At 46.5% G+C, this 15,852-nt stretch carries 13 protein-coding genes and 2 tRNA genes; 4 read left to right on the top strand and 11 right to left on the bottom strand.

Translation table 11 applies throughout. From position 1 onward, the window contains the following. Window positions 1–64 precede the first annotated feature (64 nt). Window positions 65–772: a thioredoxin family protein gene (locus tag AB0L18_RS00075; RefSeq protein WP_367390543.1), complete on the bottom strand. Its 708-nt coding sequence runs from the start codon at window positions 770–772 to the stop codon at window positions 65–67. Window positions 773–790: 18 nt separating this feature from the next. Continuing rightward, window positions 791–1,369, bottom strand: a complete 579-nt coding sequence (locus tag AB0L18_RS00070; RefSeq protein ID WP_367390542.1) for a TlpA disulfide reductase family protein — start codon at window positions 1,367–1,369, stop codon at window positions 791–793. Between the two features lie 384 nt (window positions 1,370–1,753). On the opposite strand from AB0L18_RS00070, the gene AB0L18_RS00065 reads away from it, so the two are divergent. Beyond that, window positions 1,754–2,170, top strand: a complete 417-nt coding sequence (locus tag AB0L18_RS00065; RefSeq protein ID WP_367390541.1) for a hypothetical protein — start codon at window positions 1,754–1,756, stop codon at window positions 2,168–2,170. Window positions 2,171–2,252: 82 nt separating this feature from the next. Here AB0L18_RS00065 and AB0L18_RS00060 read toward each other — a convergent pair whose 3' ends face one another. Beyond that, complete coding sequence (locus tag AB0L18_RS00060) at window positions 2,253–2,891, bottom strand: DNA-3-methyladenine glycosylase I (RefSeq protein ID WP_367390540.1); 639 nt, start codon at window positions 2,889–2,891, stop codon at window positions 2,253–2,255. After that, entirely contained in the window at window positions 2,888–3,421 is a 534-nt protein-coding gene (locus tag AB0L18_RS00055) for a helix-turn-helix domain-containing protein (protein WP_367390539.1), read from the bottom strand. Before AB0L18_RS00055 ends, AB0L18_RS00060 begins: the two co-directional genes overlap by 4 nt. A gap of 266 nt (window positions 3,422–3,687) precedes the next feature. On the opposite strand from AB0L18_RS00055, the gene AB0L18_RS00050 reads away from it, so the two are divergent. Beyond that, window positions 3,688–4,242 (top strand): RNA polymerase sigma factor, encoded by a 555-nt coding sequence (locus AB0L18_RS00050; protein WP_367390538.1) that lies wholly within the window; start codon window positions 3,688–3,690, stop codon window positions 4,240–4,242. Window positions 4,243–4,329: 87 nt separating this feature from the next. On the opposite strand, the gene AB0L18_RS00045 is transcribed toward AB0L18_RS00050, so the two are convergent. Further along, window positions 4,330–5,028 (bottom strand): NAD-dependent deacetylase, encoded by a 699-nt coding sequence (locus tag AB0L18_RS00045; RefSeq protein ID WP_367390537.1) that lies wholly within the window; start codon window positions 5,026–5,028, stop codon window positions 4,330–4,332. Next, the gene (locus AB0L18_RS00040) at window positions 5,025–6,542 is read right to left on the bottom strand and encodes an NAD(P)H-hydrate dehydratase (RefSeq protein WP_367390536.1); all 1,518 of its coding nucleotides are present in this window, start codon (window positions 6,540–6,542) and stop codon (window positions 5,025–5,027) included. The genes AB0L18_RS00045 and AB0L18_RS00040 overlap by 4 nt, the downstream gene beginning before the upstream one ends. A gap of 103 nt (window positions 6,543–6,645) precedes the next feature. Here AB0L18_RS00040 and AB0L18_RS00035 point away from each other — a divergent pair, with 103 nt between their 5' ends. Beyond that, window positions 6,646–8,460 carry a hypothetical protein gene (locus AB0L18_RS00035; RefSeq protein WP_367390535.1) on the top strand — a complete coding sequence of 605 codons (1,815 nt, stop codon included), beginning with the start codon at window positions 6,646–6,648 and terminating at the stop codon, window positions 8,458–8,460. Between the two features lie 202 nt (window positions 8,461–8,662). Here the strand turns inward: AB0L18_RS00035 and AB0L18_RS00030 are convergent, their stop codons facing one another. Next, window positions 8,663–10,090, bottom strand: coding sequence for a hypothetical protein (locus tag AB0L18_RS00030; RefSeq protein ID WP_367390534.1), 1,428 nt, complete (start codon window positions 10,088–10,090; stop codon window positions 8,663–8,665). 4 nt (window positions 10,091–10,094) lie between these two features. Beyond that, window positions 10,095–11,738, bottom strand: a complete 1,644-nt coding sequence (locus AB0L18_RS00025) for an amidohydrolase family protein (RefSeq protein ID WP_367390533.1) — start codon at window positions 11,736–11,738, stop codon at window positions 10,095–10,097. A 342-nt stretch (window positions 11,739–12,080) separates the two neighbouring features. On the opposite strand from AB0L18_RS00025, the gene AB0L18_RS00020 reads away from it, so the two are divergent. Then, complete coding sequence (locus tag AB0L18_RS00020) at window positions 12,081–14,051, top strand: M48 family metalloprotease (protein ID WP_367390532.1); 1,971 nt, start codon at window positions 12,081–12,083, stop codon at window positions 14,049–14,051. Between the two features lie 18 nt (window positions 14,052–14,069). Here the strand turns inward: AB0L18_RS00020 and AB0L18_RS00015 are convergent. The 3 genes from AB0L18_RS00015 to dnaA form a co-directional block, all read right to left on the bottom strand. After that, window positions 14,070–14,144, bottom strand: a tRNA-Pro gene (locus AB0L18_RS00015). A gap of 26 nt (window positions 14,145–14,170) precedes the next feature. Beyond that, window positions 14,171–14,259 (bottom strand) — tRNA-Ser (locus AB0L18_RS00010). Between the two features lie 141 nt (window positions 14,260–14,400). Continuing rightward, complete coding sequence (gene dnaA, locus AB0L18_RS00005) at window positions 14,401–15,852, bottom strand: chromosomal replication initiator protein DnaA (protein ID WP_367390531.1); 1,452 nt, start codon at window positions 15,850–15,852, stop codon at window positions 14,401–14,403.

Genomic DNA, 15,852 nt, shown 5'->3' with positions numbered 1-15,852 from the left:
GTGCCAAGCCCGTCTGTCCACCGAACAGGTAGACTTACCCTATACCAAGTACTTAGTACCCACATTAAATCTTCTTCGTCTTAATGGTACAACCAATCGCTTTTACATCAGCGGGATTAGGCTCCTGGCCATTTTCAATAGCTTCTACCGCTTTCTCTACATAATTCACCGTCACCGCTTCAGCATCTTGGGCATTGTCATCAATAGCACCATGGTAGCGAACGATCTGGTTAGCATCCACCAAGTAGATTTCTGGCGTACGGCTCGCTCCGTATTGTGGGTAAATTGCTTGTCCTTCATCGATCAGATAGAGGAAAGGAAAGCCTTTTTCCTTGGCACGCTGTTGCATACTCACAAAATTATCGCCCTCTTTCACTTCGGGATCATTGGGCTGGATAGCCACCACAGGATAACCTTTAGGCGACAGGGTATTGTGTAATTCGATGAGACGATCTTCGTACATCACCGCATAAGGACAGGTATTGCAAGTGAAAGTAACCACGTAGCCTTTAGGGGTATTTCCATTGGCATCTTTGATGTTTTCAAAAGAATACATCTTCCCGTCAATGTTCTTAAGATTAAAAGAAGGCGCTTTATCGCCTACGTTTACACCAGTGATATCCGCAGCATCTGTAGTCAGACTTACAGTTTTACTAACGGCTTCTTCTGTGTTGTCGGTTGACGCCGTATCAGCAGGAGCATTTTGGCAGCTAAAGAGGGCTACTAGTACCATCATTGGTGCCAGGGCACGAAGCAAAGTTGCAATTTTCATTGTTGAACGATTTATAGGTTATTGTATAGATTGAACTGCATTGTACAGCTCTTCGTAATTCGCAAATTGGTCAGGAAAAAACAAGCGCTTATCCTGACGGTAAATAATCGTGATCGGGATAGCACCTCCCCATTCAGGATCCACTTGGTCGATCCACACATTGGTTTTGGTATCCGTCAGTGCAATGACCGGAAGATCAAAGGGGCGCTCTTTGATGAATTTCAATAGTTTAGTGCGAACATCACGCCGAAAATCCAGGCTTACCATTACTATTTCTACCTCTTCAGGTTGGGTCTCTTCCGCTAGTTTTTCGAAGTAAGGAAGTTCTTCTACACAAGGGCCGCACCAGGTTGCCCAAAAATTGATCACGTAGATTTTATCATCCGTACGAGAAAAAATAGGCGCCAATTCAGCAAAGTCTGCTACAATAGGGTAGGGGAGTGTGTCAGTAACAGGAAGACCCATTACTTGACTAGGTTTAGTTGCAGTTGTTTCAACAGGAGTAGACGTTTCTCCTTCTTCCTTTTGTGTGGTGGATTGACAAGCTGCCGTGCAGAATAAGGTTAAGGCCAGCAAGCCGGAGAGGAGGTGTCGCATGTCCGCCATTTTTATTTTGCGTAAGATGATAATTGAATAGATAAAAGATTTGTCAATATTCCCGAACCTCTTATCAACGGGTATAACAACATCCTATAACTCAATGTTGTGGCATTGACTGCAAAATACGACCTGTTGATATCCTAAGAGTTATGGATTAACTATTTTACTTGGAAATATGTTTTATAGGTAAAGAACCTCCTTAATAACTATAGTTCACCAAGTCAGGATTTGTGAAAAAATGACGCCGCTATTTTTTTGACTCGCAAGGCGAAAAACGTAGGCAACGCAGCGCGTTGGCGAGGCTTTTCAACGCAGCGAGGCGGAAAAAGAGCAAGTCAGAATTCACAAATCCTGGGTTGGTGAACTATATAGTTCGTCAAAATGAGAATCTATTTATTATTTGCCCTGTTCAGCTTACTCTTTTTTGCTTGTGAGCAAGAGACTGAAAACCTGAATACGGTATACAAAGAAAGTACTGCTTTCACCTTAGAATACAACGAGCTTGCGACCTGCACTTGTGGTGGCCCTGAGGTAAAGTTTGTCAACGTTATCACCGATAGTCGCTGCCCGGAACCAGGGACTTGCTTTTGGGCAGGGGAAGTTATCGTCGCCCTTGAACTCAATGAGGAGGTCCTTGAGTTGGGCTTAAGCCCAATAAATACAGCTCCTGAGCAAGTTGTGCTAGGAGAATGGTCGGTCACTTTATTGAATGTTTTTCCTTACCCTACGGATTTTGTGGACAATGAAAATATTGATCCCAGCCTTTATACGGTTGAGTTGCTCGTGGAGATGATTTAGTGGCTTTTGACTGTTTTGTTGGTTCACCGTCATTTTGTGGGGCATGATTCATTCTGACAAAAGTAGCCAAGCAGTACAAGCTCTAAGATAACTCAAAATCAGCCCGCGCAGCGACCGCTAGCGGACGACAATGACAACCTTCAAGATGATCATTGACAAGGCCCATTGCTTGCATGAAGGCATAAGCAGTGGTAGGCCCTACAAAACTCCAGCCACGTTTTTTGAGATCTTTGCTTAAGGCGGTAGAAGATGGCGTATGGGCCAGCTGACGCAAATTTTCGTGATTCATCACGCGAGGTCTTTCGCTTGCTGGGGGTTCAAAGGACCAGAAATACTTCGCTAAAGACCCTTTCTCTTCTACGAGTGCAACGGCCCGTTGGGCATTATTGATGGTGCTCTTTATTTTTCCTCTATGTCGAATGATGCCTGCATTTTGGACAAGTGCCTCTACATCATCAGGGCCCATTTGTGCAACCTTATAATAGTCGAAGTGGTGGAACGCTTCTCTGAAATTTTCTCGCTTGCGCAGAATCGTCAACCAACTTAGTCCGGACTGGAAACCTTCCAGGCAAATTTTTTCAAAAAGGCGAAAATCATCTTTTACCGGATATCCCCACTCATTGTCATGGTAATGAAGATAATCCTCCTGATTACCGTGCCACCAGCAGCGCAGTTTGCCATCTTCTCCTGTGATCAATCCCTCCGAAGTAGCTGTGCTCATGCGTCTTTCTTTTCTTCCTTGGTGTGGCACATGCGCAGTAGCTGCAAATGTTGTTCGGATAATTTAAGGGCAGCTGCATGCAGTTGCTCAAAGTGGCTACGGAGAAACTTAGCGACTTGGGGCAGGTCTTGGTTATTCTTCTCCATGTCTTTAGATTTGTAAGTATAACAAGTATAAATACCTTTTAGAAACTGGTCAAAATCCAAGGCACCTTGAAAAAGTCCTTCTAATTTGGCTCTTTCTTGAGGGCACAATCCGTGAATCCTGGTAAGCGAATTAAGCGTGTCTTGTTCGGTAAGATCGCGTTGGGCGAGATCAATAAGGGAAATACCGAAAAATTCCGCTATGCGCAGCAGATTACTGATTTTGGGTTCAGCAGACCCATTTTCGTAAGAAGCAATATTACCCCTATTGAGGCCTACCTCAACCGCCAATTCTTCCTGACTTAACTTCTTACGCTTTCGTAAAAACCTAAGATTGGCAGCAAGGTAGCTATTGCTGATTTGTTTGTCCTGCTTAACATTCTCCATTTACTTGCACATTTGTGTAGGAATCGTCTAATCAATCCCATCAAGAACCACTCGTTATTCTTTCCTCCTCCAAAATACAAAGGAGAAGGTCATTTTGTTGTAATATGTTAAGAAAATTAACACTTTTTAAACTGACATTGCGTCATATCGTCTTCTGTGGAACAGTTCTTGTACAAATATAGTTGAAAAGTAAAAAATATTTGCATTTGATAGAGAATGTAGGTATTTTTGACAAAAATAATTACACAATATAAATCACCCCTGATATGCTATACGCGATTCAGAACCAAATACAGGATCAATTGGATGCCATCAGTAATTCACTAAAGGCATTCTCTATGAAACTGACAGGCAATAGCGACGATGCAGAAGACTTGTATCAGGATACCGCACTAAGGATTATCACCAACGCAGATAAATATCGCCAGGGCACTAATTTCAAGGCCTGGGCAGTAACCATTATGCGGAATATCTTTATCAATAACTACCGTAAGAAGGTACGCCGCAACCTCATTATCGACCAAACGCCCAACGATTATTATATCAACTCTGGCGAACGCCCCATCGAGAATGATGGCGAAACCCAGGTCGCTTATAAGGAATTGGTAGAAATGGTGGACCGCTTGCCTGATGATTTCAAAATACCCTTTATGATGGCTTACCAGGGGTATAAGTACGATGAAATTGCTGAGGAGTTAGGTTCGCCTCTAGGTACCATCAAAAGCCGCATTTTCTTTGCTCGTCGCAAATTGCAGAAAATGTATGCAGATGCAACGACGAATTTGCTGCAGGAACAGCAGCGAAATACAAAAACGGCATGACACTATGGCGTAACTGCCAAATAAGAACTGACTTTAAACAAGTGAACAGAATGGGCTCCGACAATTAGTTTTGTTGGAGCCTTTTCTTTAAACAAGTAAGCGGTCTACTAGTTTTCGCACACCGGTAGTCGCTGCTTCAGGAAAGACTTCCAGCTTGTTTCTTCGCTGCAACTCATAATTGATGCTAGGATTGGGGTCGATGTAGTAGATATTAGCATCACGAGGAGCATATCCCACCAAGCCAGCAGCTGGATAGACTTGCATAGAGGTGCCGATGATGAGTATATGATGTGCATCATAGATTTCGTCAACAGCAGCTTCCAACGCGGGTACTGCCTCACCAAACCAAACGATGTGAGGCCGCAATTGATAACCTTTTTTACAACGATCACCCAGTACACAATCATCCTCCCAATCGTAAATAAGGTCCTCATCACCCGTACTACGGACTTTTTTCAGTTCTCCGTGCAAATGAATGATGTTGGTACTGCCTCCTCGCTCGTGTAGATCATCAACATTTTGAGTGATGACCACCACTTCATATTGTTTTTCCAGTTCTTTAAGCGCCAGGTGTGCTGCGTTGGGAACCACTGTTTTCAACTGGCGGCGGCGTTGGTTATAAAAATCGAGCACCAATGCCTGATTCTTTCGCCATCCTTCTGGCGAAGCTACTTCCATCACATCGTGCCCTTCCCACAACCCGTCGGCATCACGGAAAGTATTGATGCCACTTTCTGCGCTGATTCCTGCACCTGTGAGGATGACTATTTTTTGTCTCTTACTCATGATTGGGTTCTTAGTTGAGCGAAAGCTTTTCCTAAATATTGGATGATGTCTTCCGCAATAATACTCTCCATTTGCTGTTCGGCAGCTGCCAGATCACCGGCTAACCCGTGGAGGCAGGCACCTAGTAAAGTAGCTTCGCGGGAAGCATACCCTTGCGCCAATAGGCCACAGATTATTCCCGTCAACACATCGCCTGCTCCGGCAGTTCCCATACCAGGATTGCCAACGGTTAAAAAGTAGAGCTGCCCCTCTGGCGTAGCAATGACCGTATTGCCACCCTTGAGCAAGATATAACATTGCAACCGCTGGGCTTGTTGCTGCAATCGTTCCCAACGGCGGAAGCTGTCTGTTGTATCACCAAAAAGGCGCGAAAATTCCTTAGGATGAGGAGTAAGAATACTTCCTTTCGGGATCAAAGTTTGCCAATCAGGGTGCTCACCCAGTATATTCAGTGCATCAGCATCGAGCACCAATGGTTTTTTAGCTTCTTTAAGTAAAGACAACAAGGCCGCTTGGGTAAGCGCATTGGTACCCAAGCCCGGTCCCACACCTACTGCGGCATAAGTTTTGAGCTCAGGTACGGTAGAGAAAACCTCTTTGTGGCGATCTGTAAGTACCATTGCTTCCGGGAAGGCAATCTGCATAATTTCGTACCCACAAACAGGCACATGCACGCTGACGAGGCCACAGCCCGCCCGCAAAGCAGCCCGCGCACAGAGGATAGCAGCACCAATCTTACCGTAACTCCCCGCAATGATCAGGGTGTGTCCGAAGGTGCCTTTATGGTCAAAGCGCCCTCTCGTTTTGAGGAAGGATGCAGCGGCTTCACCGGGGAAATAAAAATGAGAGGTTTCTTTAGCCGCCAAAGCCTCCGGATGAAGCTGAATATCGAGCACCTGCCACTGCCCTAAAAAAGAAGCATGCTCCGGAGCAAAAAATGAAAGCTTCGGCAACTGGAAGGTATACGTACGATGGGCATTGAAGATCGCTCCCCCAGCCATCGAATCGGCAAAAAGCCCGCTGGGAATATCAATAGCAATCCGTTCAACGGTACTTTGGTTGAGGTGCTTGATCAATGCTGCCCAGTAACCTTCAATGGGGCGATTGAGTCCGGAGCCGAAAAGCCCGTCAATGATAATTTTTATACCCGATAAATCAGGTAGCGGATCTCCCTCAGATAACCGCTGAATGGAAACGCCCCGTTTTTCTTGTAACCGCTTGAGGTTTTCCTGCTGGTCGGGGCTGTTTTTTCCTAAGTTGATGACCAGCACACTCACTTCGTAACAAGCTTCATAGAGTATCCGGGCAATGGCAAGTCCATCACCTCCATTGTTTCCTGGCCCACAAACGATCAGGATATTTTTGTCTGTATCGGGATAGTCTTTTTGGAACTGGCTGGCAAAGGCACGGCTTGCTCGTTCCATCAATTCGTAGGAAGTGATCGATTCCAGGGATACGGTCTGCTGATCTAAAGCGCGTATCTGCGCTGCGGAAAGAATTTTTTGTGGTGACATATTTCAAAAATAAGTACAAAGACACAAAAGCTGTTTGTATTCTTGCCATTCCGTAAAATAAACCTTTTGTGAAGATAGTTTTAGCCCAGAAATAAAGAGTGATATGGTTGCTGGAAAATTACCCTGCTTGTTATTGTTATTGTTTTTTAGCGTTTTTGGGACGCCAACGCTTAATGCTCAAAGGATTGATCGTGCCCGCAGTAAACTCAATGAACATCGTGCCGAGAGTTGGCCACCCGAAAAGGTCTATTCAAGGGTGTCATTGGGGCGAGCGCTACAGAAGACTTTTCAACGTCATTACCAATATTGCGGCTTCGCGACTGCGGAGGGCAGTCGTGATTTTCTGCCTGCAGATATAAGTCGCTTTTTAGGTAGCCGCGATCTGCGGACCAAAGTAGAGGAAGCGGACCTCAGCGGCGGGGGATTGCTGCAGTATATCTTCAGTCAAGATGAGACAGCCTTGCCTTTGAATGTGGTTCGTTTTCAGCCCGCCAACCGCTTGGAGTTGCCAGGGGTTACTTCCTCCTTCGAACTGTCTCCCGCAGATGAGTTTGATACGTTTATCCTTACGGAAAATTGTAGTGGTTACCTCAAGGCCGCACTAGATGCCGGCGTCGAACCTCCTTATGCTGCTTTTAAAGCGGCCCTGAGTACGGATGATCGCAAGGAGTCGACGGTGCTCGCGATTGCCGGCACTTTTATCAGTCCTTTGGAGACTGCACTACGGGCGAAAGACGCCCAAACGACTAGCTTGATGTTGCGACTATGGGAATTTTACCAAACGCATCCCGAGTACATCGGGCAGGCTTATTATTTGAAATCCTTTGCAGGAATCATGATTAAGCATACCGCATCTGCGGAAGAAAGTCGACGAATTGAGAATGAGCTGGGGATGAACATCAACGCACCTCTGGGGATTAAAGCCAATGCACAAGTGGATTGGGGGCGTAGTCGCAGGGCCAGTTTCTCAGGTACTGACTGGGAAACCATCGTTTTTGCTGACTTTGATGAGAAATATACCCGCCAGCAATGGTATGCTCGCCTACCTGACCCTAATGCGATCATCGCCTACTTTGCCCAGCTACAACCAGCTGTTGAGAAGCATGCTGAATTCCCACTACTCACAGAAGGGGTGGAACATCGACATTATTTAACCTTAGAAGGTATTCCGGCCTCCCTGGCTCGTGGCGGTTGGGTCATAGAAACCGTATCACCGGGTGTTTACGCTCAGGCTCCACGCCTGGAAGCCCGACCATTTTCGGAAGAGGGTCGTTTTGGCTGCCGTTTTACCATTATTGGAGAACCTGCAAAAAAACTTTTCACGGGACCTTTGGCTGAACGACCCGGGAAGCAAAACTTGTCTTTTCAAATCAGGAGTTTGCAACAGATCGGTAATGCTGTGCTAAAATTATCAGTGAATGAAGAGCTACCGACCAGTGCTCATCCTGTAGTTCAATTTGGGCAGGGGCGTTTTGATCTCTCCATTAAGGAAGATCGACGTTTCGCGCTCCAGTGGAAGGTGCCGCTGGAAATTAAGGACAAAGAAAACCCGGTTGACTTCTTGGAAATCCCTTATTTCAGCGAGTTAACCTTGCGCAGTAGCGATCAATTAGACCCCATCGAAATCCAGGTAAAAGAAGTAGTTACGGATGTTCGTCGCCATGAATATGTATTGATCTTAGAAACAGTACAAACCTGGCCATTGGGTAGAATCAACGACCAGGAGATGAGCAACTATCAGTTGAGTTGCCAGGTACACTTACCCGCCGAGCGTTCCGAAGCGAGAATGCAGCGGCCTTTGCAGGGAGTGATTTCGTTTCCGAAAATCAATCCGCCGCCGCCACCACCACCGACCGTCCAAGGCGTGGATTTAGTCCCTACGCCAGTCATCCTTGAGGGAGGGGAAAACAAGGAGTAGAGACGTTGCACTGCAACGTCTGCATACCCAAACAGAGATGTTGCACCGAAATATCTATATGCCAAAACGGAGCACTCTGCTCCGTGCTCCGTAGCGTTGGGTTTTATACCCGACTACGGAGCACGAAGCAGAGCGGTGGATAGCCCGGTGCCGAAGGGGAGATTGGGAAGCAGCGCCACTGACGGCATGGCCCCAAAACAACCTAGACTAATTCCCCCCTCTCACGCAGATTTTTTCCCTCCGCTCGCCAATCCAAATTGGAAACAGCAACCCCTGGCGCATAGTGTTCTTTAAGTTCTGCAAGCAGTTGGGTGATCGCATACCGCACCTGGTTGTTGACCCTGTCCCAATCTGTAGCGGAAATCAACTTGTTTTGGAGCTGGTTACTGTTGTCATTCCAGCGAAACTGAAGGAGGAGAAGGGTATCGCGGAAATCAGTGTCTTTATCCTGCACAAAATTGATGATGCGCTCAATGGCCAAGTCTACCCGACCGTGGAGCAGGGCGTGTTCTACGGCTTTTTCATCATCTTGGTCCCATTCCGGGTCGGGGATAGGTTGCTCCTGAAAATCCACTTGTACCGAAGGCTCGTCGGTTGTATTGACCTGAATAGCGCGATCAAGTACGGCTACGTCAAAGGGGCGTTCCCCATAGCCTGGAACCTGTACTTTGGCGGTGACCCGTAAAAGTAACGCATAATGGCCAGGGCGACGAGGCGTCACATCAAAGCTCCATTCCGTTGCCATAAACGGGAGGATGGGTTGTTCTTCATTGTTACGGAAGACAATGTCAAAGTTGTCGCCTTCATGTGCCTCAACAAGGGCCACTTTCATGACCGAAGTAATCTTGATGGACTCTTTTGCTGCATTTTCTCTTTCTTTTGGTTGGAGACCGGAAAATAACTCATCATCACTGATTTGTTCGGGAGCAATTCTTACCCGACAGCGGCTGGCTGTAGCCATGGCCATTTGGTCGGGAATTGCATACAGGATTTTGCCTTTCTGAAAAGGAGAAGCAACTTCCGCAGCAGGTTCCGGAGCGGGCATTGATGGGGCTGGCGGCGGCGGAGCAGGAGGACTTGCTTCTGCGCTCATCTCTTCTTCAAGTGAAAAATCAATGGGGGGCATTTCATCACTCGTCTCAAAGTCTTCATTGCTAGTACCTTTTGTGGCACCTGATCGCGAAGGCCTACCCGCACCTGCGCCGGGTTTCGACCTTTTGGGCTTACTGGGGGAGAGATCTCTGAAGATATCAATAACTTTATCGAAAATTCCTCCTCGGGGTGGCGGTGGCGGAGCAGTTGCTGGCGGTGGGGCAGATTGCTGGTGTTGTTCTTGCTCTTGTATCTCTTGCTGCTGCTGCTGCTGTTGCTGTTGCTGCTGGGGGAATAAGCGCGTCAATATCCCCTTTAGGTTACGAATAACCTGATCAAGTTGATTTTGGTATTGTATTGGCGAAAGAATGCCTGAATGGAACGCATCTTTTGCTTTTTGATAATCTTTTTTTACGACACTCAACTTTTGACGCTCGATGTCATTGGGGAATAGTTCGAGGTGGTGTTCCGTGGCGGTAATGGCCTCGTCTATCTTGTTAGCCTCAAGTAAATCTCGGATGTTGAATAATGCTTTCATGGTTTTATTTGGTGCTTTTTCTTTTTAAATAACGACCTGAAAAGGTTCCTGTTGCCTCTCCGTTTTGTAAAACCAATTGACCGTTAACCCATACGTTTTCTACACCTTCGGCATATTGATGGGGTACTTCGAAAGTGGCTTTGTCTTGTACCTTTTCGGGATCAAAAAGTACTAAGTCGGCAAAGTAGCCGGATGCGATTTTCCCTCTGCGGTCCAGGTGCAGGTTCTCGGCTGGGAGGGCGCTCAATCTGCGGATGCCTTCTTCCAGTGGGAATAGTCCTTCGTCTCTGCTGTACTTGCCCAATACTCGGATAAAGGAGCCATAAGCTCGTGGGTGAGTGCTTGAGGCCAAAAAGATGCCTTCGGCTGCGTAGGAGCCAGCATCGGAGCAGAAACTCATCCAGGGCTGCACGATCTTCTTTTGAATGTTCTCCTCCGACATAGAGAAGTAGACGACCTGGATGCGGCTTTGGTCCTGTACCATCAAATCGACCATGGCTTCTTCGGCAGGCTTTCCAATTATCGCAGCCACTTCATCAAGCCGCTTCCCTTGGTATTGGCGCAATTCAGGGTTTTTGAAACCAACAAGCAGAATGTTTTGTGGTGGGTGAAAGAACTGGATGTCCTCTAGGATTTTCGCTCGTAGCTTTGGGTCAGCCATTCGCTCCAACGCAGCATCAACACCACCTTCCCTGACCCATTCTGGAAGTTGGGTATGCAATCCCGTGGAGCTGGCCGGGTAGGTGTACATGTCGGCAGTAATTTGGAGACCTTCTGCTCTGGCATTTTCTATCATTTGGAAGACACTGTCAAGTTTATGCCAATTGTGTTGTCCGGAAGCTTTAAGATGGTAGATTTCAGCCGGAATTTTGGCTTCGCGAGCAATGGTGATGAGTTCTTCGACGGATTCGAGGAGCTGATCTCCTTCGTCGCGGATATGAGAGATGTAGATGCCGCCATATTCCGCTGCTACCTTGGCCAATTCGATCAATTCTTGGGTGTCGGCATATCGACTGGGCGCATAGAGTAAGGAAGAGGATAAACCAACAGCACCTTCCTGCATGGCTTTCGCCAGAAGGTCTTTCATGGCCGCCATTTCTTCCGGTTTAGCTGGCCGATTGTCGTAGCCGATGACGTGCTGGCGCAGAGTGCCATTGCCCACAAAAGAAGCGATATTGGTAGCTACACCTTTGTTTTCCAAAAATTGCAGATATTCCCCTAAGGTGGTCCATGAAATATCGTATTTTATGTCGCTCTGGTCTTCCTTCATTTCTGTTTTCATGGTCTCATTCAAAGGACCCATCGAACGACCTTCTCCCATTACCTCCAAGGTGACCCCTTGCTTGAGGTCGCTCAGGGAGCGGCCATCCTCTATTAGCGAAACATTGGCCCAGCTCAGGACATTGATGAAGCCTGGAGCGAGCGCCTTTCCTTGGGCATCAATGATATTTTCGGCGGTTCCTTCAAAATCACCCAAGGCAGCAATCGTATCCCCCTTGATGGCGATAGCACCGAGGTACGGCGCTTTTCCTGAGCCATCGTAGATCATAGCGTTGGTGATGAGCGTATCGTAGGTTGGAGTAGGGGAGGAGCAGCTAGCGAAAATGAGTAAAATAAATAATAGGCGGAAATTTTCTATTGGTAGCATTGTTAAGAAGGTTTATAAGTAGTAAGATAAGGAAAGTTTACGGTTGTTTTTCTGGACTTCAAAAGTGGCATTTATTAAGTTGAATTTAAGTAGTGAAATTATCATCTATGGAAATTCTAACACTATATGTTAAAGCTTATGTTTAAACTGTATTTACTCGAAAAAGCTGTCCGATACCCGGTTGTTGAAACTAAAATGAGAACAGAATTTGTATATTTATCTGTAAATTAGTCTTGCCCTAAAGGCACGCTCTACCTCTATTAACGGATAATTTTTTCAAAATGACTGTCCAAAATATTGCTATCTCTGACAGCTTTCGACAGCAGGCAAAAAAGGCTATTTTTGCCATCGTCCTATGCCTTGGCCGTCGTGCTTACCATTGTCGGTATCTTCGCCGCGATCCAACTAGTGCTCGCAGCCCCCGGTTTTTGGACGCTCTTGATCGGTCTGGGACTCGCGAGTGTGGGCTTTTTGGTTGTCTTTTTTCTCCTTAAGTTTCTGTTCAAAAAACACAAAACTGATCGTTCTGAGTTTATCGAGATAAATCGACAGCAGGAGCCACGTTTGTTTGCTTTGCTAGATGATATTGTCAAGGAAGTAGGCACAAGTTTCCCTAAACACGTATACCTTTCCCACGACGTGAATGCTGCGGTCTTTTTCGACTCTAACTTCTGGAGTATGTTTTTTCCCATCAAGAAGAACCTCATCATTGGCCTAGGCCTAGTCAATACCGTTTCGGACGAAGAGTTTAAAGCGATTTTGGCCCACGAGTTTGGCCACTTTTCTCAAAATAGCATGAAGGTGGGTAGCTACGTCTACAATGCCAATCAGATCATCCATAATATGCTTTACGACAATGATGGCTTTCACCAATTGGCTAGTGGTTGGGCCAGTGTCCACGGGTTAATTACGCTGTTTGTAATCGGAGCCGTTCGGATTGTTCAAGCTATCCAGTGGGTTTTGGGGCATATGTACAACTTCATCAACCTTAGTTACATGAGCTTGTCGCGTGAGATGGAGTTTCACGCAGATGAGGTCGCCGCGCACGTAAGTGGTTCAGAGCCGATGAGTAAGGCGCTGCTAAGGCTAGATATGTGCCAAGAGGCTCTTAATATGGTGCTGAATTTTTATAGCCGCAAAATCGACGATCAGCTCACCAGCCAGAACATTTACGCGGAACAACTCTATACGCTGCATTTCCTGGCTAAGGAAAAACGGCTGTCCATCGAACAGAAGCTGCCCCAGGTGACTGTCGATGATCTCGACAAATTTAATCATTCCAAACTGGTAATCGATAACCAGTGGGCTTCCCACCCTAGTACCGCTGACCGGGTAGCTGCATTGCAAAAACTTTCACTTGAAAAGCAAGACAATGTACCTGTTCCTGCGAACGAACTTTTTGTAAACATTACGGAGCTTCAGCAGCAAATGACCCGTCAACTATTTAAAATCGTCGTCTATTCCGACGTTCCTACTGATTTATCGTTATCTCAATTTAACGCAGCGTTTAAAGAAGATTACGACAAGGGTACTTTCGCACCCATGTACCATGGTTATTATGACAATTACAATATACAGGTTTTTCCCCTAGATGCTCCTTCCAATTTGGCAGGCATCGCCAGTGCAAAAGACCTTTTTACGGAACAACGGTTAGACCTTATCTATCAGTATCTCGGCCTGGAGACGGACTTGCTCAGTCTTGCTCAAATTGCCACGGGCAATACAGCGATCAGAACATTTGATTATGCCGGTCGCAAATACCGGGCAGCGGAAAGCAAGGAATTATTGACCCAGCTAGAAGCCGAACACCAGCAAGTAAAGGAACAACTTGCCGAACACGATCAGCGCATATTCACCTATTTCCACCAAGCGGCTACGGCTGAACAGGCTGCGGAACTTAAGAACCTCTACGCTGCTTATTTTACGTTTGTTGACACCTTCGATAAACAATTGGAGTTGCATCACCAGTTTTCGCAACGGCTTCAGTTCGTTACCGAGGTTACTCCGGAAGAACAGATCATCCAAAACCTGAAAGAAGTAGCGAAACTGGAAGAATTGCTCAAAGAAAAGCTGTCCGCAATGCTCTATGATCCCCTCTACATGGATAGCACGGGTAGCTCTTTACGTAAAACCATCGAAGAGTACCTGTCACGCGATCTCGCTTACTTTGTTGGCAGTACCTATGTGGAAGACAACCTTCAGCGCTTGTTTACCGCGCTAGCGGGTTATCAGGAAATGCTGGGGTACGCGCACTTTATGCACCGTAAGGGGATATTGGATTTTCAGGCTAAAAAAGAAAAAGGCCAACAGTAAGTAACTGTTGACCTTTTGTCGGGGTGGCAGGATTCGAACCTGCGGCCCCCTGCTCCCAAAGCAGGTGCGCTAACCGGACTGCGCCACACCCCGAAGAAAAAACTCCGGAAAAAGTTCAGCGGTGACGGCGGGATTCGAACCCGCGGTACCCCGTTAAGAGTACGTCGGTTTAGCAAACCGGTGGTTTCAGCCACTCACCCACGTCACCAAGAAATGTAATTTCGTGCCCCTTCTTTCAAGAGCGATGCAAAGGTATATAACTGAGGTTTATTAGCCAAGCATTTTTGCGAAAAAAATAACTTTTTTCAAGGGGTTTAACCTAAATGCTTGATCTTTAGTTCCCAAGAAATTAATTACTCAGTGACATTTTTATTTTTCGCTGTAAATCAGATACGGCGTCCTTGAAAATGGCATCTGTTTCCATCAAATCCTGTACCGTTTTGCAGGAATAGATCACGGTGCTATGATCGCGCCCCCCAAAATTGGCACCGATGGCTTTGAGCGACTGGTCGGTGAGTTGTTTGGCCAAGTACATCGACAATTGCCGAGCAATGACCACTTGCCGCTTACGGGTTTTCCCTTGCAGAATTTCTACGGGTAGCTCAAAATGGCCAGCAACAAGCTCCTGTATATATTCTACTGTAATCTCCCGATTGATTTCACTGACAAAGTTCTTGATCACCTCCTTGGCCAAAGGCACATCAATCTCCCGCTGGTTGAGGGAAGAACGAGCGATGAGTGAAATCAGGGCTCCTTCCAGTTCGCGAATATTATTCTTGATGTGGTAGCAGATAAACTCCGTTACGTTTTGCGGAATATCAACCCCCTCGTAATTGGATTTAGACAAGAGGATCGCCATACGGGTTTCCAGGTCAGGTGCCTGAAGATCGGCAGTAAGCCCCCACTTAAAGCGAGAAATCAGACGTTCTTCAATGCCACTCATGTCTTTTGGAGGGCGGTCGGAAGTGAGGATGATCTGTTTGCCGTTTTGGTGCAACTGGTTAAAGATGTTGAAGAAAATCTCCTGCATCTTGTGCTTGTTGGACAAAAACTGGATATCGTCAACAATGAGTACATCGACAAACTGATAGAAGTTGATCAGGTCGTTGACGGCATTGTTTTTGATCGATTGAATGATCTGTTGAGTAAACTTGTCTGTAGCAACGTACAAGACGGATTTGCCATCGTGGAGTTCTAGTACGCGATGGCCAATGGCTTGCGCCAAGTGGGTTTTACCTAAACCTACATCTCCATAAATAATCAGCGGATTGAAAGAATTTTTACCAGGACGATCGGCGATCGCGAGCCCGGCAGAACGTGCCAATTGATTACAATCACCTTCGATAAAGGTATTAAAGGTGTATTTATCGTTCAGTTGGGGATCAATTTTAGGCTTCTTGATCCCTGGTATGATGAAAGGGTTTTTGATGTTACCAGTATCGACCTGGCCGGGAGCATAGCCTTGGCGGGGTGGCTCTTGCTGTGGATTTTTGTCGACAGTACCATTGTTTTGTTCTTGCCGATTCATTCTCCCCTTTGCTTCCCGACTACCATTTACGATCTGGTAAAGCAGTTGTGCATTCTCGCCCAACTCTTTGCGAATGGTCATTTTCAACAGGCCCACATAATGCTCCTCCAGCCACTCGTAGAAAAAACGATTGGGGACCTGAATGGTAAGTGACGTATCACGAAGATTGACCGGACGTATCGGTTCGAACCAGGTTTTGAAACTCTGATTGTTAACGTGCTGGCGAATCGTATAAAGACACTTATCCCATACGGAGGAGTAGTCCATCTGCAT

Source organism: Lewinella sp. LCG006, assembly GCF_040784935.1.
Classification (GTDB): Bacteria; Bacteroidota; Bacteroidia; order Chitinophagales; family Saprospiraceae; genus Lewinella.
The sequence above is the reverse complement of the archived record's forward strand: the minus strand, read 5'-3'. Positions and strand labels throughout refer to the sequence as shown.